Annotated in this window: 18 protein-coding genes; 11 read left to right on the forward strand and 7 right to left on the reverse strand. The window is 66.9% G+C overall.

The features are described 5' to 3' along the window. The first annotated feature begins 78 nt into the window (after nt 1-78). The 3 genes from BMZ17_RS13000 (at nt 79) to BMZ17_RS13010 (ending at nt 2833) form a co-directional block, all read left to right on the forward strand. Nucleotides 79-441, forward strand: coding sequence for a hypothetical protein (locus BMZ17_RS13000; RefSeq protein WP_139202915.1), 363 nt, complete (start codon nt 79-81; stop codon nt 439-441). A 132-nt stretch (nt 442-573) separates the two neighbouring features. Then, complete coding sequence (locus BMZ17_RS13005) at nt 574-1266, forward strand: carbonic anhydrase (protein WP_093138982.1); 693 nt, start codon at nt 574-576, stop codon at nt 1264-1266. Nucleotides 1267-1276: 10 nt separating this feature from the next. Next, nucleotides 1277-2833: a SulP family inorganic anion transporter gene (locus BMZ17_RS13010; protein WP_093138983.1), complete on the forward strand. Its 1557-nt coding sequence runs from the start codon at nt 1277-1279 to the stop codon at nt 2831-2833. Between the two features lie 87 nt (nt 2834-2920). Here the strand turns inward: BMZ17_RS13010 and nth are convergent, their stop codons facing one another. Genes nth through BMZ17_RS13025 form a run of 3 tightly spaced genes read right to left on the reverse strand, consistent with a single transcriptional unit; the run spans nt 2921 to nt 4748 of the window. Continuing rightward, nucleotides 2921-3604, reverse strand: a complete 684-nt coding sequence (gene nth / locus BMZ17_RS13015) for an endonuclease III (protein ID WP_093138984.1) — start codon at nt 3602-3604, stop codon at nt 2921-2923. Then, nucleotides 3601-3966, reverse strand: a complete 366-nt coding sequence (locus BMZ17_RS13020) for a hypothetical protein (protein ID WP_093138985.1) — start codon at nt 3964-3966, stop codon at nt 3601-3603. The genes nth and BMZ17_RS13020 overlap by 4 nt, the downstream gene beginning before the upstream one ends. After that, complete coding sequence (locus BMZ17_RS13025; protein ID WP_093138986.1) at nt 3966-4748, reverse strand: enoyl-CoA hydratase/isomerase family protein; 783 nt, start codon at nt 4746-4748, stop codon at nt 3966-3968. The genes BMZ17_RS13020 and BMZ17_RS13025 overlap by 1 nt, the downstream gene beginning before the upstream one ends. Before the next feature lie 169 nt (nt 4749-4917). Here BMZ17_RS13025 and BMZ17_RS13030 point away from each other — a divergent pair, with 169 nt between their 5' ends. The 3 genes from BMZ17_RS13030 to BMZ17_RS13040 all read left to right on the forward strand — a co-directional run bounded on the left by BMZ17_RS13030 (nt 4918) and on the right by BMZ17_RS13040 (nt 7398). Continuing rightward, complete coding sequence (locus tag BMZ17_RS13030) at nt 4918-5649, forward strand: FKBP-type peptidyl-prolyl cis-trans isomerase N-terminal domain-containing protein (protein ID WP_093138987.1); 732 nt, start codon at nt 4918-4920, stop codon at nt 5647-5649. A 94-nt stretch (nt 5650-5743) separates the two neighbouring features. Then, entirely contained in the window at nt 5744-6544 is an 801-nt protein-coding gene (locus BMZ17_RS13035; protein ID WP_093138988.1) for a CoA pyrophosphatase, read from the forward strand. Then, nucleotides 6541-7398 (forward strand): sulfurtransferase, encoded by an 858-nt coding sequence (locus BMZ17_RS13040; protein WP_093138989.1) that lies wholly within the window; start codon nt 6541-6543, stop codon nt 7396-7398. The genes BMZ17_RS13035 and BMZ17_RS13040 overlap by 4 nt, the downstream gene beginning before the upstream one ends. Here the strand turns inward: BMZ17_RS13040 and BMZ17_RS13045 are convergent. The 3 genes from BMZ17_RS13045 to uvrA all read right to left on the reverse strand — a co-directional run bounded on the left by BMZ17_RS13045 (nt 7388) and on the right by uvrA (nt 11695). Continuing rightward, nucleotides 7388-8161, reverse strand: a complete 774-nt coding sequence (locus BMZ17_RS13045; protein WP_093138990.1) for an enoyl-CoA hydratase/isomerase family protein — start codon at nt 8159-8161, stop codon at nt 7388-7390. The two genes, BMZ17_RS13040 and BMZ17_RS13045, sit on opposite strands and share 11 nt — an antisense overlap. A 148-nt stretch (nt 8162-8309) precedes the next feature. Next, the gene (locus BMZ17_RS13050; RefSeq protein ID WP_093138991.1) at nt 8310-8747 is read right to left on the reverse strand and encodes an acyl-CoA thioesterase; all 438 of its coding nucleotides are present in this window, start codon (nt 8745-8747) and stop codon (nt 8310-8312) included. After that, nucleotides 8744-11695 (reverse strand): excinuclease ABC subunit UvrA, encoded by a 2952-nt coding sequence (uvrA, locus tag BMZ17_RS13055; RefSeq protein ID WP_093138992.1) that lies wholly within the window; start codon nt 11693-11695, stop codon nt 8744-8746. The genes BMZ17_RS13050 and uvrA overlap by 4 nt, the downstream gene beginning before the upstream one ends. Before the next feature lie 296 nt (nt 11696-11991). Here uvrA and rplU point away from each other — a divergent pair, with 296 nt between their 5' ends. The 3 genes from rplU to obgE all read left to right on the forward strand — a co-directional run bounded on the left by rplU (nt 11992) and on the right by obgE (nt 13821). Next, entirely contained in the window at nt 11992-12312 is a 321-nt protein-coding gene (gene rplU / locus BMZ17_RS13060) for a 50S ribosomal protein L21 (RefSeq protein WP_093138993.1), read from the forward strand. Between the two features lie 12 nt (nt 12313-12324). Continuing rightward, nucleotides 12325-12585 (forward strand): 50S ribosomal protein L27, encoded by a 261-nt coding sequence (gene rpmA / locus BMZ17_RS13065; protein WP_093138994.1) that lies wholly within the window; start codon nt 12325-12327, stop codon nt 12583-12585. Nucleotides 12586-12753: 168 nt separating this feature from the next. Further along, entirely contained in the window at nt 12754-13821 is a 1068-nt protein-coding gene (gene obgE, locus BMZ17_RS13070) for a GTPase ObgE (protein WP_093138995.1), read from the forward strand. A gap of 176 nt (nt 13822-13997) precedes the next feature. Here the strand turns inward: obgE and rpsT are convergent, their stop codons facing one another. After that, nucleotides 13998-14267 (reverse strand): 30S ribosomal protein S20, encoded by a 270-nt coding sequence (gene rpsT / locus BMZ17_RS13075; RefSeq protein WP_093138996.1) that lies wholly within the window; start codon nt 14265-14267, stop codon nt 13998-14000. Nucleotides 14268-14419: 152 nt separating this feature from the next. Between rpsT and murJ the strand changes: the two genes are divergently transcribed. Both murJ and BMZ17_RS13085 read left to right on the forward strand, forming a co-directional pair. Beyond that, the gene (gene murJ, locus BMZ17_RS13080) at nt 14420-16012 is read left to right on the forward strand and encodes a murein biosynthesis integral membrane protein MurJ (protein ID WP_093139733.1); all 1593 of its coding nucleotides are present in this window, start codon (nt 14420-14422) and stop codon (nt 16010-16012) included. Between the two features lie 106 nt (nt 16013-16118). Beyond that, entirely contained in the window at nt 16119-17069 is a 951-nt protein-coding gene (locus BMZ17_RS13085; protein ID WP_093138997.1) for a bifunctional riboflavin kinase/FAD synthetase, read from the forward strand. Nucleotides 17070-17105 lie beyond the last annotated feature (36 nt).

Here is a 17105-nt window from a genome sequence, read left to right on the forward strand (position 1 = left end):
GAACGAGCGCGCGTGGATGCTGCGTTTTGTGCAATGCACCACTTGCAGGATTTCTGAAACATTCGCTACGGTCGGGGCATGACTGCCGTGCTCGCCCGACGTCTCTCGCTACTGTGCCTCACGCTATTGCTCGCGTTGCTATGCGTGCAGCCGCGCATGCTCGGTGCGCAGGCTGCAGGCGCACAGCTCGACGGCGTAGCGCACATCATCGAAGCCTCCGCTTCGTACGAAGACACCACGACAAAAGAACACGGCCCGCCAGCACTGCTGGAAGAAGAGCGCTCTGGCTGGAGCGGCCTGCCGGATCTGCCTGACGATACCCATGACGTGGCCTGGTCGATCCGGGTCACCGACCACGTACGCCATGCTGTGCGGCAAGCGCCCGCGCCGGCCCGCTTCGACACGCACGTGGACACGCTGCTGCGTCCTCCCAGCGCCTGAGTTCCCTCGCGCGCCTGACGCACTGACGCAGCCCGGGCGCTTCCTCCCGCGTCATCCCTTGTCCTGCCCGACCCTCCGCACGCACCGCGTCGCGGGGCGGTGATCCATGTCCTCAAAAAAAGGTGCTCCCCCATGGAAGCTTTGCTGAAAGGTTTCACCCACTTCAAAGAACACGTCTATCCGGAACAGCAGGACGTGTTCGAACGCCTGGCCTCGGGCCAGACGCCGCATACCTTCTTCATCACCTGCGCCGATTCGCGCGTGATGCCCGAGCTGATGTTCAACGCTGATCCGGGCGAGCTGTTCGTCCTGCGCAACATCGGCAATATCGTCCCGCCGTATTCCAACCACGTCGGTGGCGTCACCGCGGCGATCGAGTACGCGGTCGGTGTGCTGGGTGTCTCCAACATCGTGGTCTGCGGCCACACCGACTGCGGCGCGATGAAGGCTGTGCTCAAGCCCGAATCGCTCGATGGCCTGCCATCGGTCGCCGCGTGGCTGCGCCACGCCGACACCGCGCGCCATGTCGCCGCCTCGCATGGCCATGCGCATGATTCGTCCGAATGCCTGGCCTGCCTGACCGAGGAAAACATCATTTCCCAGCTCGACCACCTGCGCACGCAGCCGGTAGTGGCCACGCGTCTGGCCCACGGTACGCTGCGCATCCACGGCTGGATCTATGACATCGCCGCTGGCGATATCCGCGCCTTCGATGCGGCGACCGGCCAGTTTGCGCCGCTGCTGTCGCGCGAACATGGCGCCGCACCCGAAGCCACGCCGCCGGCGCGCCTGAGCCTGCTGCAGACCGAAGACGTTGCCGCCTGAGGGGCCTGCCATGAGCGCTTCGATCCAGACGCCGGCGCGCGCCGGGTATTTCTCGCAAGGCCTGTTCGGACGCGACCTGCTGTCGTCGGTGGTCGTGTTCCTGGTCGCGCTGCCGCTGTGCATGGGCATCGCGATCGCGTCGGGCATGTCACCGGCTTCGGGCCTGATCACCGGCATCGTCGGCGGCCTCCTGGTCGGCCTGATCGCCGGTTCGCCATTGCAGGTCAGCGGCCCGGCCGCCGGCCTGGCGGTGCTGGTGTTCGAGCTGGTGCGCCAGCACGGCGTGGCCGCGCTCGGCCCGGTGATCCTGCTGGCGGGCCTGATCCAGCTCATCGCCGGGCTGTGCCGGGTCGGCGTCTGGTTCCGCATGACCTCGCCGGCGGTGGTGGCCGGCATGTTGTCGGGCATCGGCATCCTGATCGTGGCCTCGCAGTCGCACGTGCTGATGGACGCCAACCCGAAGGCGCGCGGACTGGAAAACTTCGCGGCCTTGCCTGCGGTGCTGTGGGAAGCGGTCACCGGTGGCGCCGGCAGCGCGGCACTCGTGGTAGGGCTGGGCACGATCGCGATCATGCTCGGCTGGGAAAAGCTGCGCCCGGCCAAGCTGCGCTTCGTCCCCGGCGCGCTGCTGGCGGTGGTCGGCATCACTGCGGCGGTGCAGGTCATGGGCGTGGAGGTGAAGAAGGTCGATGTGCCGGCCAACCTGTTTTCGGCCGTGTCGATCCCCAGCCTGTCCGACCTGGCCGGGTTGCTCGATACCACGCTGCTGGTCTCGGCGCTGACCTTCGCCTTCATCGCCAGCGCCGAAACGTTGCTGTCAGCCGCGGCGGTGGATCGCATGCACACCGGCGCGCGCACGCAATACGACCGCGAGCTGGCGGCGCAGGGCGTGGGCAACATGGTGTGCGGTTTCCTCGGCGCGCTACCGATGACCGGCGTGATCGTGCGCAGCGCGGCCAACGTGCAGGCCAACGCCGCCACGCGCCTGTCCACCATCCTGCACGGGGGCTGGCTGCTGGTGTTCGCGATGCTGCTGCCGTGGCTGCTGCGCATGACGCCGGTGGCCTGCCTGGCCGGCATCCTGGTGTTCACCGGGCTGAAGATGGTCAACCTCAAGCAGGTTAAGGGATTGGCGGCGTATGGTCGTGGAACGGCGGCGGTCTACATCGCGACCACCGTCGCGATCGTGGCTACCGACCTGCTGACCGGCGTGATCATCGGCTTTGCGCTGTCGCTGCTGCGCCTGTCGCTGCATTCCTCGCGGTTGAAGATGGAAGTCAGCGAGCCCGAAGGCGAGGGCAACAAGCTGGTGATGGCGCTGGATGGTTCGGCCACCTTCCTGCGCGTGCCGGAGATGGCGCGCACGCTGGAACGCGTTCCGCCCGGCAAGGCGCTGCACCTGGACGTGACTCGTCTGCGCCATGTCGATCACGCCTGCCTGGAGCTGCTGCGCGACTTCGCCCGCAACGCGGCCTCGCGCGGCAATGAGCTGGTCGTGGACTGGAATGCGTTGGGCAAACGCACCGAAGGCACCGGGCCTTCGCGCGTGGGGCTGAAGCCGGCTTAGCCGCCGGCTTGCGAAGACGGGAGTTCGGTCGCGCGTGCCGGACTCCCACTTCGTTGACCACGAAACTGCGTTAGAGATCGACGCTGGTCAGCGCACGTCCACGCTGTCCGGCGTCTTGTCCTTGAAGCGGCACAGGTCGCTGATCACGCACTGCGGGCAGTCCGGCTTGCGGGCCTTGCACACATAGCGTCCATGCAGGATCAGCCAGTGGTGCGCGTTGTACAGGTAGTGCGCCGGGATCACCTTGACCAGCTTGTCCTCGACCACGCGCACGTCCTTGCCCGGTGCCAGGCCGGTGCGATTGGCGACGCGGAAGATATGCGTGTCCACCGCCATCGTCGATTCGCCGAAGGCGGTGTTGAGCACCACATTGGCGGTCTTGCGACCGACGCCGGGCAACGCTTCGAGCGACTCGCGTTTGCGCGGCACCTCACCGTGATGCTGCTCGACCAGGATCTGGCAGGTGGCGATGACATTCCTGGCCTTGGCGTTGAACAGGCCGATGGTGGAGATGTAGCGCTTCAATCCTTCCTCGCCCAGGTCCAGGATCGCCTGCGGCGTATTGGCCACCGGATACAGCTTGCGCGTGGCCTTGTTGACGCCCACGTCGGTGGCTTGCGCCGACAGGATCACCGCGATCAACAGCTCGAACGGCGAGCTGTATTCCAGCTCGGTGGTCGGATTGGGATTGAGTTCGGCCAGGCGCGAGAACAGGGTCTCGATCTCCGCGCGCGTGAGCGTGCGGGAGCGGCGTGCAACGGAGGTGCTCACGTGTTCGGGGTTCCGGCAGCGCGGGCCTTGGCGCGTGCCAGCGCGGCGGCCACGGCGGGGGGCAGGGAAGGCGGGGTCGGGGTGCTGGACGGCGCCGGTGGCGGTGCGCGTCGGGCCTGGCGCTCGGCCGCGCGCCGCGCCAATCGCAAGCCACGCGCGCGATAGCGTTCGCGTGCGGCCCAGGCGGTCTGGAGGCGTTGCTGCGCGGCCAGCACCTGCGCGCTGGCCGCAGCGCACGCGGTGCAGTCGATGTCCGGGGCGGCGTCCATCAGGCTCGCATCGAGCGCGGCATCGACCTGGTCTTCGGCCAGCAATGCGGCCAGCTGCTGCAGCGTCGTGCAATCGTGGGGCGTGGCGTGCATCAGCGTCCCGAGAAACTCGGCTTGCGCTTCTCGACGAAGGCCGCGGTGCCTTCGCGCATGTCGGCGGTGGCGAACATCAGGCCGAACTGCGCGCCTTCGAACTGCAGGCCTTCGCCCAGCGCGCATTCGCCGCCGTGGATCACCGATTCCAGGATCGCGCGCAACGCCAGCGGCGCGGCGTTGGACAGCTGTGTGGCCAGCGCATCGACGCGTGCGTCCAGGGCATCGACGGCGACCACTTCATTGACGATGCCCAGCTCCAGCGCACGCGCAGCGGTAATCGGCGCGCCGAGCAGGCACAGCTCCAGCGTCGCGGCACGCCCGGCCAGGCGCAGCAGGCGCTGGGTGCCGCCGAAGCCGGGGATCAGGCCCAGGTTGATCTCGGGCTGGCCGACCTTGGCGTTGTCCGAGGCGATGCGCAGGTGGCAGGCCATCGCCAGCTCCAGCCCGCCGCCCAAGGCAAAGCCGTTGATCCGTGCGATCACCGGCTTGGTCAGGGTTTCGATGGTGCGCATCAGCGCTTGACCGCGCAGGCCGAAGTCGCGTCCGTCCATCGCGCCCATGTCGGCCATCTCGCTGATGTCCGCGCCGGCGACGAAGGCTTTCGGTCCCGCGCCGGTCAGCACGACTACGCGCACGGACGGGTCCGCATCGGCATCGTGGAAAGCCTCGGTCAGTGCCGCGATCGTCTCCGCATTCAATGCGTTGAGTTTGTCGGGACGCTGGATCGTGATCCGGCGGATGGCGCCGGAATCGGCGATCAGGACAGGAGATTCGCCCATGGAGGCCCTTATTTTGTAAATAAAAAGTAAAGCCGGAACTTTCTGTCACGGAGGCCGGTCAATGCGACCTACCCCTCACTGGCCGTTAAGTGCGGCGGGGGCTATCCTAGCGCGTCCATCTGGGTCGCTAGCTGCTTGACCCATCCCCAATACCGGAGGTTTGTAAGACATGAAGTTGCGTTTGCTTTCAGCCAGCGTGCTGGCCATGACCTTGGCCGCAGGCACCGCCGCCGCACAGACCTCGCCCGCTGCTCCCGCGTCCACTGCCGCCCCTGACCGTAATGCGCTCAGCTACGCGCTGGGTTACGACCTGGGCCGCAACCTGATCGAGAGCGGCGAATCCATCGACCTGGCCACCGTGCAGAAGGCCTTGAACGAAGGCTATGCGAAGAAGGATCCGACCGTGCCGGTTGACCAGCTCCGCACCGCCGTGCAGCAGATGGAATCCCGCCAGCAGGCCAAGGCCAAGGCTGCGTTCGACCAGGCTTCGGCCGCGAACAAGACCAAGTCCGATGCCTACCTGGCGCAGAACAAGTCCAAGGCCGGCGTGCAGACCCTGCCGGGCGGCGTCCAGTACCGCGTGGTCGAAGCCGGTAGCGGCGCCAAGCCGACCCAGGCCAGCACCGTGACCATCCAGTACAAGGGCTCGCTGTCCGACGGCCGTACCTTCGTCGATACCTTCAGCCCGCCGCAGGGCCAGACCACCGCGCCGCCGCCGGCCAGTCTGAAGGTTAGCGAGATCCCGCTGGCAGGCCTGCGCGATGCGCTGGTCATGATGCCCGCCGGTTCGCGCTGGGAAGTGACCCTGCCGGCCGACAAGGCCTACGGCAACACCCCGCAGTCCCCGATCGGCCCGAACCAGGCTGTCGTGTTCGACGTCAAGCTGATCAGCGTCAAGTAAGTCGCTGGCTTCATGCGTGACCTGACGATGCGCCGGCCTGTCCGGCGCATCGTCGTTTACGGCCTTACGTTTTCTTTGCAGGAATCTCTTTCGCATGTCCGTGGCAACGCCTTCCGTCCTTTCGCCGTGCATCGGGATCTGCAGGATGCGCGGGGATGGCGTGTGCGATGGCTGCCTGCGCACGCTGGACGAGATCGCGGGCTGGTCGCAGATGGGCGATGATGCCCGCAAGGCCCTGATGGATCGTCTGCCCGAACGCGCCCGCATGCACGCTGCTTTGTCCCCGTTGTTGCCCGAACGTGCCGCGCTGGAGCGCGCGCTGCATCCGCTGCACGCCACGCTTGAGCCGCAAGGGTGGAATCACCAGGAACTCGAAGGCCTGCTGCCCGCACGGCCTTCCGCGCCGGCCGCCGTGCTGGCCGGCCTGGTCCCGCGCAGCAGCGGCACGACCGTGCTGCTCACGCGTCGCCACGATGGCCTGCGCAATCACGGTGGACAGGTGAGTTTTCCTGGGGGGCGCGTGGACCCGGGCGACGCCGATGCGATCGCCGCGGCGTTGCGCGAAAGCGATGAGGAAATTGCGCTCAAGCGCGACCAGGTCCAGCCGATTGGCTTGCTCGATACGCTGGCCACCGTCAGCGGTTTCCTGGTGACGCCGGTGGTCGCGGTGATCGATCCGGCCTTCGTGCCGGTGCCCAACCCGGACGAAGTCGCCGAAGTCTTCGAAGTACCGCTGGACTACCTGATGGCGCCGCAGAGCCTGCGCACCGTCGAACTGGAATTCAAGGGGCGCCAGCGCACCGTGCTGGAGTACGACTGGGCCGAACAGCGCATCTGGGGCGCGACGGCCGCGATCCTCTACAACCTTCGTCGCCGCCTGGAGGCTGTCACATGAACTGGACCACGCTCGTCGATCCCACGCTGCTGGTGTTGCACCTGCACGACCCGGACCTGCGCATCGTCGATGCACGTTTCGTGCTCACCGATTCCGTGGCAGGGCGCGCGGGATATCAGGCCTCGCACCTGCCGCATGCAGTGTTTGCCGACCTCAACGAGGATCTGGCTGACCTCTCCAAAATTGCGCAGGGGCAGGGCCGGCATCCGTTGCCCGATGCCTCGGTGTTCACCGCGAAGCTGGGGCAGTGGGGCATCGCGCCGCAGCACCAGGTCGTGGTCTATGACGGTGGTGACGGCAGCATGGCCGCTGCGCGCCTGTGGTGGATGCTGAAGCTGTTGGGGCACGCCCACGTGGCCGTGCTCGATGGCGGCTCTGCCGCCTGGCAAGCCGCCGGGTTGCCCGAGTCAGATGAGGTGCCTGTGCCGCCGTCCACAGCGGCCTATCCGGGTGCGTACGACGCCGCGCGCATCGCCAGCGACGACGACGTCGCCGCGCGCCTGCAGGACGCGCCGGGCTGGCTGGTCGATGCGCGTGCCGAGGAGCGCTACAGCGGCCGCCACGAGCATGTGGATCGCGTTGCCGGGCATGTGCCGGGCGCGGTCAACCGGCCGTTCCTCGACAACCTGCAGGATGGGCGCCTGCGCGATCCGCAGGCACTGCGTGATGAACTACTGCCGTTACTCGGCGGCCATGCACCCGAAGACGTGGTGCTGATGTGCGGCTCCGGCGTGACCGCCTGCCATCTGCTGCTGGCCTTCGAACACGCCGGCCTGCCGGGCCCGCGGATCTACACCGGCTCGTGGAGCGGCTGGATCTCCGATCCCGCGCGCCCGGTGGCCGTCACTTCCTGAGGCGCGCCGCCATCGCCTGCAGCGCGGCCTGCGTGTCGGGCTGCTGCCAGTCGTCGATGAAGTCATTGAGGTCGACCCGATCGAGCGCGGCGCGAATGTCTGCGCGCGCGATCGTGCGGGTCTTGCGCAGTGGCGCCTGCGGCAGAGTTGCCATCGCCTGCAGCCACGCAAGTGCAGTGGTGACCGTCGCGTCGGCATCGTCGGCCAAGGCATCGACCAGGCCAATCTCGGCGGCGTGCTCGGCGCTGATCATCGCGCCGGCCACCAGCAGGCGTTCGGCGCGGTGCTTGCCGATCACGCGGCGCATCAGGTGCTGGATGCCGTCGGGCACAGCCAGGCCGACCTGGGTTTCGTTCAAGCCGATCTGCAGCGGACGCGACGGGTCGGCGCTGCGGGTCATCACCCGGTAGTCGCAACACAGTGCCAGGACGCAACCGCCTGCAGGCGCGTGGCCGGTGAGGGCGGCCGCGACCGGCATCGGGGCGCTGGCCAGGGCCTTGGCGACGGCGAAGAAAGCATCCCAGCTGGCGTACAGCGCGTCGCGATCCGCGCCGTGGCCCAGCAGGTACGGCACGTCCAGTCCGCCGGAAAACACGCGGGCATTGCCCGACAGCGCGATGCCCGCCACGTTGGCGTCGAAGGCGGCCTGCAGTGCGTCGAGCAGGGCCGCGCAGAGTGCATCGTCCAGCGCGTTGACCGGCGCACGTGCCAGGCGCAGCTCACGCACCGCGCCGTGTTCAATGATCTGCACCAGTTCCGACATCAGCCTTCCTCCCAGAAGCGTTGCGCCCGGATCTTAGTCCCAGCGTGTTGTGGGAGCCGCTTCAGCGGCGATGAGGCTTCACCGATCAAAGTCCATCGCCGCTGATGGCCCGAGGCCACGTAGAGCGGCTCCCACGATGTCTTCCTGCTTAAGCGACCGTGCTCGCCGCACGCACCACATCCGGCATCGGCGCGCTCTTGCCGGTCGCGGTGTCGATCCACACCACGACCACATGGCCATCGGAATAGAGCACGGTGTCGTCGTTGTCGGCCACGATGCGGTGACCGATGGTCACGCTGGAATTGCCCAGGCGCTCGACGAACAGCTCCACCACGATGTCGTTGGGCCACACGATCGGCAGGCGATAGTTGACGTGCGTGTTGGCCACTACTGGCGAGATGCCGGTGCCCATCTTCGCGCCGCCCATCACGCCATGCAGCCAGTGCACGCGCGCCTCTTCCAGGTAGGAAATGTACTTGGCGTTGTTGACGTGGCCGTAGGCATCCATGTCGCGCCAGCGCACGCTGATCGGCACGCGCGCCAGTACCTGGCGTGGGACGTTGGCGGTTGCGTTCGCATCACTCATGACGACACCTTCTTCTTGATCTTCTTCTTCACCGCAGCCTGCTTGGCGGCGACCTTGGCCGCCATCCGCGGTGGCAGGACCTCGGCCTTGGCCACGGCGGCGGGCTTGCTGGCCTTGGCGGTGGTTTCGGGCAGCAGCTTGGCCAGGAAGCGGCCGGTGTGCGAGGCGGGATTGGCGGCGATCTCTTCCGGCGTGCCGGTGGCGATGATGGTGCCGCCGCGGTGGCCACCATCCGGACCCAGATCCACCACCTGGTCGGCGGTCTTGATCACGTCCAGGTTGTGTTCGATCACCACGATGGTGTTGCCGTCGTCGCGCAGCTTATGCAGCACGGCCAGCAGGTGCTCGATGTCGTGGAAGTGCAGGCCGGTGGTCGGCTCATCCAGGATGTAGAGCGTGCGCCCGGTGTCGCGACGCGAGAGTTCCTTGGACAGCTTCACGCGCTGCGCTTCGCCGCCGGAGAGCGTGGTCGCGCTCTGGCCCAGCTTGACGTAGCTCAGGCCGACATCGACCAGCGTTTCCAGCTTGCGCGCGATCGAGGGCACCGGCTCGAACAGCTTCAGCGCATCCTCGACCGTCATCTCCAGCACGTCGTTGATGTTGAAGCCCTTGTAGAGGATCTCCAGCGTCTCGCGGTTGTAGCGCTTGCCGTGGCACACATCGCAGGGCACGTACACGTCGGGGAGGAAGTGCATCTCCACCTTGATCAGGCCATCGCCCTGGCAGGCCTCGCAGCGGCCGCCGCGCACGTTGAAGCTGAAACGCCCCGGCGAATAACCGCGTGCACGCGATTCGGGGACCTGCGCGTACAGCTCGCGCAGCGGCGTGAACAGGCCGGTGTAGGTCGCCGGATTGGAGCGCGGCGTGCGGCCGATCGGCGACTGGTCGATGTCCACGACCTTGTCGAACAGATCCAGGCCGTGCACTTCACCGAACGGCGCCACCGGGTGCGAGGCGCCGTTGATCGCGTTGGCGCTGAGCGAGAACAGCGTGTCGTTGATCAGCGTCGACTTGCCCGACCCAGACACGCCGGTGATGCAGGTGAACAAGCCTGCGCCGATTTCCAGGTCCACGCCCTTGAGGTTGTTGCCCTTGGCGCCGGTGAGCTTGAGCGTCATCTTCGGGTTGGCCTTGTGGCGCGTCTTGGGCACCTCGATCGCACGCTTGCCCGACAGGTACTGGCCGGTCAGCGAACGCGGTGACTTGAGCAGGTCATCGACCGTGCCCTGGCCGACGATCTCGCCGCCGTGCACGCCCGCGCCCGGGCCGATGTCCAGCACATAGTCAGCCGCACGGATCGCGTCCTCGTCGTGCTCGACCACGATCACCGTGTTGCCCAAGTCGCGCAGGCGGGTCAGCGTGCCGAGCAGGCGTTCGTTGTCGCGCTGGTGCAAGCCGATGGACGGCTCGTCCAGTACGTACATCACGCCGACCAGGCCCGCGCCGATCTGGCTGGCCAGGCGGATGCGCTGGGCTTCGCCGCCGGACAGCGTGTCGGCCTTGCGCTCCAGCGTGAGGTAATCCAAACCGACGTCGATCAGGAAGCCCAACCGCTCGCCGATTTCCTTGACGATCTTGGTCGCGATCTCGCCACGCCAGCCGGTGAGCTTCATGCCGGTGAAGAACGCCAGCGCCTGGTCGACCGGCAGCACGGCGATCTCAGGCAGCGGGCGATCGGCGACGAAGACGTTGCGCGCAGCGCGGTTGAGGCGTGCGCCGCCGCATTCGGGGCACGCCTGCTCGCTGATGTACTTGGACAGCTCCTCGCGCACGGCCGGCGATTCGGTCTCGCGGTAGCGGCGCTCCAGGTTCGGCAGGATGCCTTCGAACTTGTGCTTGCGCTGGGTGCGCCCGCCGGCCTCGGTGAGATAGGTGAAGCTCACCAGCTCATCGCCGCTGCCGTACAGCACGGCCTGCTGGACCTTCTCCGGCAGGATCATCCAGGGCGCATCGACGTCGAACTTGTAGTGCTTGGCCAGTGAAGCGATCAGCTGGAAGTAGTACGCATTGCGCCGGTCCCAGCCGCGCACCGCGCCGGCCGACAGCGACAGTTCTGGATGCACGACCACGCGCGCCGGATCGAAGAACTGCGCCACGCCCAGGCCGTCGCACTTGGGGCAGGCGCCGACCGGCGAATTGAACGAAAACAGGCGCGGTTCCAGTTCGGGAAGCGAGTAGTCGCAGACCGGGCAGGAATACTTGGAGGAAAACAGCTGCGGCGCGGCGGCCGGATCGTCCAACGACATCACCGCGGCCATGCCGTCGCCGAGCTTCAGCGCGGTCTCGAAGCTTTCGGTCAGGCGCTGCTTGATGTCATCGCGCGGTTTGAAGCGGTCGATCACCGCTTCGATGGTGTGCTTGACGCGCAGCGCCAGCGGCGGCACCGCATCGATCTCGTACAGCTCGCCGTCCACGCGCACACGGACGAAGCCCTGCGCGCGCAGCTGGTCGAACACCTGGGCATGTTCGCCCTTGCGCTCGCGGATCACCGGCGCCAGCAGCATCCAGCGCTGTTCGCCATCCAGCGCCAGCACCTGGTCGACCATCTGGCTGACCGTCTGTGCCTCCAGCGGATAACCGTGGTCCGGGCAGCGCGGAATGCCGACGCGTGCGTAGAGCAGGCGCAGGTAGTCGTAGATCTCGGTGATCGTGCCCACGGTCGAGCGCGGGTTGTGCGAAGTCGACTTCTGCTCGATCGAGATCGCCGGCGACAGGCCCTCGATGTGGTCCACGTCGGGCTTTTCCATCACGCTCAGGAATTGGCGCGCGTAAGCCGATAGCGACTCCACGTAGCGGCGCTGGCCTTCGGCGTAGATGGTGTCGAAGGCCAGCGAGGATTTGCCCGAGCCGGACAGGCCCGTGATCACGATCAGCTTGTCGCGGGGCAGGTCGAGGTCGATGTTCTTGAGGTTATGCGTGCGTGCGCCGCGGATGCGGATACTGTCCATGCCTGGGGGGTCTGGCCTGTGCAGGGAAGGGGAGCGCCGGCAGGTGCGATCCGGAGCGAATCGGTCAGCCTAGCGAGTCCCCTGTGTGGGGGCAATTGACGTGATTTGGAAGGGCCGGGTGGGCAATCGGCCGAGCCGGGGCGTGGATCCGGCGGCGGCATTCATCCCGCAGCGGGAAAGGTTCGGGGTGACTTGCTCCAAGTCACTGATCCGGCTATCATTCCGCTTCTGTCTGCCCCTCGATGGGCGACAGGCATGAGAATAACTACGAAAAGCCAACACTTAAGGAAGCACCCATGTACGCAATTCTGGTCACGGGCGGCAAGCAATATCGCGTGATGCAGGGCGAGACCCTGCGCGTCGAGAAGCTGGACGCCGAAGTCGGTAAAGAAATCACGTTCGACACCCTGCTGATGCTGGGCGACGAAAACGGCATCACCCTGGGCGATGCGCTGAAGGGCGCCACCGTCACTGCGACCGTCAAGTCGCAGGCGCGTGCCGACAAGGTCCGCATCATCAAGTTCCGCCGCCGCAAGCACCACATGAAGCAGCAGGGACACCGTCAGTACTACACCGAAATCGAGATCACCGGCATCGCCGGTGGCAGCAAGAAGTAAGGAGAAGCACTCATGGCACACAAAAAAGGCGTAGGTTCCTCGCGCAACGGCCGCGACTCCAATCCGAAAATGCTGGGCGTGAAGGTCTACGGTGGCCAGGCCATCGAAGCCGGCAACATCATCATCCGCCAGCGTGGCACCCAGTTCCATCCGGGCCAGGGCGTCGGCCTGGGCCGCGACCACACGCTGTTCGCGCTGGTCGATGGCAAGGTGGACTTCTCGGTGAAGGGCGCCAACAAGCGCCGCACCGTGAGCGTGCTGGCCGAGGCGTAAGCCTTCGCGACAGCGCCGCGAAAGCCCCGCTTCGGCGGGGTTTTTCGTTTCAGGCAGGCCGCTTTGGTGCGGTGCCTGCCAAGGCTGGGTCCGCTCGGGTCGCAGCCGCTAGACTTCCCTCAGCGCTTCCGCGCGCTGGCTCCTTTTTCTTTTCCCGGTCCCAATTCCATGAAACTCGTAGATGAAGCCGAAATCCAGGTCGTCGCCGGCAATGGCGGCAATGGCTGCATCGGCTTCCGCCGTGAGAAATTCATTCCGCTGGGTGGGCCCGATGGCGGCGACGGCGGCGACGGCGGCAGCATCTGGCTGCAGGCCGATGAAAACCTCAACACCCTGGTCGACTTCCGTCACCAGCGCAGCTTCAAGGCCCAGCGCGGCGAGAACGGCATGGGGCGCCAAGCCTACGGCAAGGGTGGCCAGGACCTGACCATCACCGTGCCGGTCGGCACCATGGTGGTCAACGTCGGTACCGACGAAGTGATCGGCGACCTCGTTGCGCATGGCGATCGCCTGCTGGTGGCGCGCGGCGGCAAGGGTGGGCTGGGCAACATGCACTTCAAATCGTCGATCACGCGCGCGCCACGCAAGGCGACGCCGGGCGAGGAGGGCGAGGAGCGCCTGCTCAAGCTGGAGCTGAAGCTGCTGGCTGACGTCGGCCTGCTGGGCTTCCCCAATGCGGGCAAGAGCACGCTGATTCGCGCCGTTTCTGCGGCCACGCCCAAGGTGGCCGACTATCCGTTCACCACGCTCTATCCGAACCTGGGTGTGGTCAGCGTCGAGGCGTATCGCAGCTTCGTCATCGCCGACATTCCCGGTCTGATCGAAGGCGCAGCCGAGGGTGCGGGCCTGGGTGCGCAGTTCCTCCGCCACCTGCAGCGCACCCGCCTGTTGCTGCACCTGGTGGACATGGCGCCGGTGGCCGAAGAGTTCGCCGACACCGGCGTGACCGTGTCGCCGGCCGAGCAGGTGCGTGCGATCGAAAACGAGCTACGCAAGCACGACCCGGAGCTGCTGGAAAAGCCGCGCTGGCTGGTGCTGAACAAGGCTGACCTGATGTTCGAGGACGAGGCGGCCGAGCGCGCCAAGTCGGTCGTCGAGGAACTGGGCTGGACGGGCCCTTGGTATGTGACCTCGGCGATCTCGCGTGAAGGCACCTTCCCGATCATGAAGGACGTGATGGCCTTCTTCGATCGCCAGCGCGAAGAGGCGGCCGAGGCCGCGCAGGACGCCGGCTGAGTCCAGTCGGCATGACGTGCATCGCGATGCTGGACCTTGCGCCGGCGGCCTGTGGGTTGCCGGCGTTTTCATGCGTGCGCGCTGCGAGCGCGCTTATTGCAGTGGTGGCCGAATCGCAGGCAACAAAAAACCCGGCCGAAGCCGGGTTTCCTGTTGCCCGATCCGTCAAATGCGCGTCAAGCGGCCTTGAGGGCCTTGATGCGTGCGGTGAGACGGCTCTTGTGACGGGCAGCCTTGTTCTTGTGGATCAGGCCGCGCGAGCTGAAGCGATCGAGGATCGGCTGGGCGGTAGCGAAGGCGGCTTCGGCGCCAGCGGCGTCGTTGGCTTCCAGCGCCTTGATGACTTTCTTGACGGCGGTGCGCAGCATGGAGCGCTGGGCGACGTTGCGCGCGTTGCGCACGACGGTCTGCTTGGCGCGCTTCTTGGCGGACTTGATATTGGCCACGTTGGGATCCTGAGAATTCTTGGGTTGACGGCGGGCGGGAAAAACGAACGGGAAATTATGGGCTATTCAAGTAGTTGGGTCAACCAGGGGGGCTTTGGCCCGATGGATTGGGGTTTCGGGTCAGCGGAGGCCGGTCTGTGAGCTCGCCCAAGATGCTGCGCGGCCTGCTGTCCTTCAGCAGCATGACCATGATTTCGCGGGTGCTGGGCCTGGTCCGCGACCAGGCGATCGCCACCAGTTTCGGCGCCAATGCGGTGACCGATGCGTTCTGGGTGGCGTTCCGGATTCCCAATTTCCTGCGCCGGCTGTTCGCGGAAGGGTCGTTCTCCACGGCCTTCGTGCCGGTGTTTACCGAGGTCAAGGAAACCCGCCCGCACGCCGACCTGCGCGAGCTGATGGCGCGGGTGTCCGGCACCCTGGGCGGCATCCTGCTGCTGATCACCGCGCTGGGGCTGATCTTCACCCCGCAGGTGGCGATGATCTTCAATCCGGGCGCGATCAAGGACCCGGCCAAGTTCGGCATGGTCGTGGACCTGTTGCGGCTGACCTTCCCGTTCCTGCTGTTCGTTTCGCTGACCGCGCTGTCGGGCGGGGCGCTGAACAGCTTCAACCGCTTCGCGATCCCGGCGATCACGCCGGTGATCCTCAACCTGTGCATGATCGCCGGCGCGCTGTGGCTGGCCCCGGCGATGGGGATGTCGATCCTGGCGCTGGGCTGGGCGGTGCTGGTGGCCGGCGCGCTGCAGCTGCTGTTCCAGCTGCCGGCGCTGCGCGGGATCAATCTGCTGACCCTGCCGCGCTGGGGCTGGCGCCACCCGGACGTGCGCCGGGTGCTGACCCTGATGGTGCCGACGCTGTTCGGCTCGTCGGTGGCGCAGATCAACCTGCTGCTGGATACGGTGATCGCCTCGTTCCTGTTCGCCGGCTCGCAGAGCTGGCTGTCGCAGGCCGATCGGTTCCTGGAGCTGCCGCTGGGCGTGTTCGGCGTTGCCCTGGGCACGGTGATCCTGCCGGCGCTGTCGCGGCATCACGTCAAGACCGACACGGTCGGCTTTTCCAATGCGCTGGACTGGGGGTTGCGCACCACGCTGCTGATCGCGGTGCCGGCAATGGTCGGGTTGATGCTGCTGAGCACGCCGTTGGTGGCCACGCTTTTCCAGTACGGCAAGTTCACCGCCTTCGACACGCGGATGGCGGCGATGTCGGTGTTCGGCCTGAGCTTCGGCCTGCCGGCGTTCGCGCTGCTGAAGATCGTGCTGCCGGCGTTCTACGCGCGCCAGGACACCCGAACGCCGGTGCGCGCCGGCGTGGCGGCGCTGGTGGCCAACATGGTGCTGAACCTGCTGTTCCTGGCGCTGCTTTACCAGCTGATGGTCAAGCCGGAGGTGCGCGCGCTGGGTGTGACCATGGCGCTGGCGCAGACGCCGGGCTTGCATCTGGCACTGGGCATCGCCAGTGCGGTGGCCAGCTATATCAACCTGGGGCTGCTGTGGCGCTGGCTGGGGCAGAGTGGTGTGTATCAGCGCCGGCCGGGCTGGGGCGCGTTCGGCCTGCGGCTGGTGGTGTCGTGCCTGGCGATGGCGGCGGTGGTCGGGGCAGGCCTGCACTGGCTGCCGGCCTTCACCGACATGGACAAGTGGCATCGCATCGGCTTCCTGCTGGCGCTGGTGGCCGCGGGCGGGCTGACCTACGCGGTGGCGCAGGTGGCGCTGGGCTTCCGTCTGCGTGACCTGCGCGAGCACTGAGCTTGCGGGGCTTGTACCGGCGCATGGCGGCTATACTTCATGGGTTTCCCAAGAGATTTCGCGGGCCGGCCGGCGCCTTGCGTGGCCCGGCCCGAACTCCAATGCGATGAGCAGGCTGTTTCGTGACGTTGAAGGCGGGGTGCTGACCCCACAGGGCAGCGTGGTGTGCATCGGTGCGTTCGACGGCCTGCACTTGGGCCATCGCGCGCTGCTGCGCCATGCCCGGCAGCGTGCGCAGGGCCTGGGATTGCCGCTGGTGGTGCTGACCTTCGAGCCGCTGCCGCGCGAGTTCTTCCTGCCGCACGACCCACCGCCGCGCCTGAGCCTGCCGCGGGCCAAGGTCGAAGGCCTGCTCGATGCCGGCGCCGACCAGGTCGGGCTGCTGCGCTTCAACCAGCGCATGACCGCGATGTCGGCGCAGGACTTCGTCCACACGCTGCTGGTTGGCCGCTTGCAGGCGCGCGAAGTGTGGATCGGCCCGGAATTCCGCTTCGGCCACAAACGTGGCGGCGATGTCGCGCTGCTGCAGGCGATGGGCGCCGAGCTGGGCTTCACTGCCGACCAGATCGCGCCGGTGCATTGCGCCGACGGCGAGCGGGTGTCGTCCACGCGCATCCGCGCGGCGTTGCGCCAGGGCGATTTCGCCCACGCTGAGCGCCTGTTGGGCCGGCCGTATGCGATCGGCGGGCGCGTGGTGCGCGGCAAGCAGCTGGGCCGCACGCTGGGATTTCCCACGGCCAACCTGCGCTTCCCCAAGACGCCGGCGCTGTCGGGCATCTATGCGACCTGGGTGCATGGCCTGACCGAACGGCCGTGGCCGTCGGTGTCCAGCTTCGGCACCCGGCCTACCGTGGAGGGCGTGGAGCCGCTGCTGGAAGCGCACCTGTTCGATTTCAACGGCGACCTCTACGGGCGCCACCTGCGGGTCGAATTCGTCGCCAAGCTGCGCGACGAGGAAAAATTCGACGGGCTCGATGCGCTGACCGTCCAGATGCAGCGCGACGCCGCCACCGCACGCCAACTCCTTTCCACCGAACGCTTCCGGGCCACCGCGTGACACGCGCGCACCCTGGACTTTGCACCGCACAGACGC

It is taken from the genome of Pseudoxanthomonas sp. GM95 (genome assembly GCF_900109775.1).
In the GTDB taxonomy this organism is placed as follows: Bacteria; Pseudomonadota; Gammaproteobacteria; order Xanthomonadales; family Xanthomonadaceae; genus Pseudoxanthomonas_A.

Coding starts and splice junctions, on each gene's coding strand:
- BMZ17_RS13020 (WP_093138985.1), bottom strand. CDS start 3,966: ATGCACGCCACGCCCCACGATTGCACGACGCTGCAGCAGCTGGCCGCA.
- BMZ17_RS13030 (WP_093138987.1), top strand. CDS start 4,918: ATGAAGTTGCGTTTGCTTTCAGCCAGCGTGCTGGCCATGACCTTGGCC.
- rplU (WP_093138993.1), top strand. CDS start 11,992: ATGTACGCAATTCTGGTCACGGGCGGCAAGCAATATCGCGTGATGCAG.
- BMZ17_RS13035 (WP_093138988.1), top strand. CDS start 5,744: ATGTCCGTGGCAACGCCTTCCGTCCTTTCGCCGTGCATCGGGATCTGC.
- BMZ17_RS13000 (WP_139202915.1), top strand. CDS start 79: ATGACTGCCGTGCTCGCCCGACGTCTCTCGCTACTGTGCCTCACGCTA.
- BMZ17_RS13040 (WP_093138989.1), top strand. CDS start 6,541: ATGAACTGGACCACGCTCGTCGATCCCACGCTGCTGGTGTTGCACCTG.
- obgE (WP_093138995.1), top strand. CDS start 12,754: ATGAAACTCGTAGATGAAGCCGAAATCCAGGTCGTCGCCGGCAATGGC.
- rpmA (WP_093138994.1), top strand. CDS start 12,325: ATGGCACACAAAAAAGGCGTAGGTTCCTCGCGCAACGGCCGCGACTCC.
- BMZ17_RS13010 (WP_093138983.1), top strand. CDS start 1,277: ATGAGCGCTTCGATCCAGACGCCGGCGCGCGCCGGGTATTTCTCGCAA.
- uvrA (WP_093138992.1), bottom strand. CDS start 11,695: ATGGACAGTATCCGCATCCGCGGCGCACGCACGCATAACCTCAAGAAC.
- BMZ17_RS13005 (WP_093138982.1), top strand. CDS start 574: ATGGAAGCTTTGCTGAAAGGTTTCACCCACTTCAAAGAACACGTCTAT.
- BMZ17_RS13025 (WP_093138986.1), bottom strand. CDS start 4,748: ATGGGCGAATCTCCTGTCCTGATCGCCGATTCCGGCGCCATCCGCCGG.
- murJ (WP_093139733.1), top strand. CDS start 14,420: ATGCTGCGCGGCCTGCTGTCCTTCAGCAGCATGACCATGATTTCGCGG.
- BMZ17_RS13085 (WP_093138997.1), top strand. CDS start 16,119: ATGAGCAGGCTGTTTCGTGACGTTGAAGGCGGGGTGCTGACCCCACAG.
- BMZ17_RS13045 (WP_093138990.1), bottom strand. CDS start 8,161: ATGTCGGAACTGGTGCAGATCATTGAACACGGCGCGGTGCGTGAGCTG.
- BMZ17_RS13050 (WP_093138991.1), bottom strand. CDS start 8,747: ATGAGTGATGCGAACGCAACCGCCAACGTCCCACGCCAGGTACTGGCG.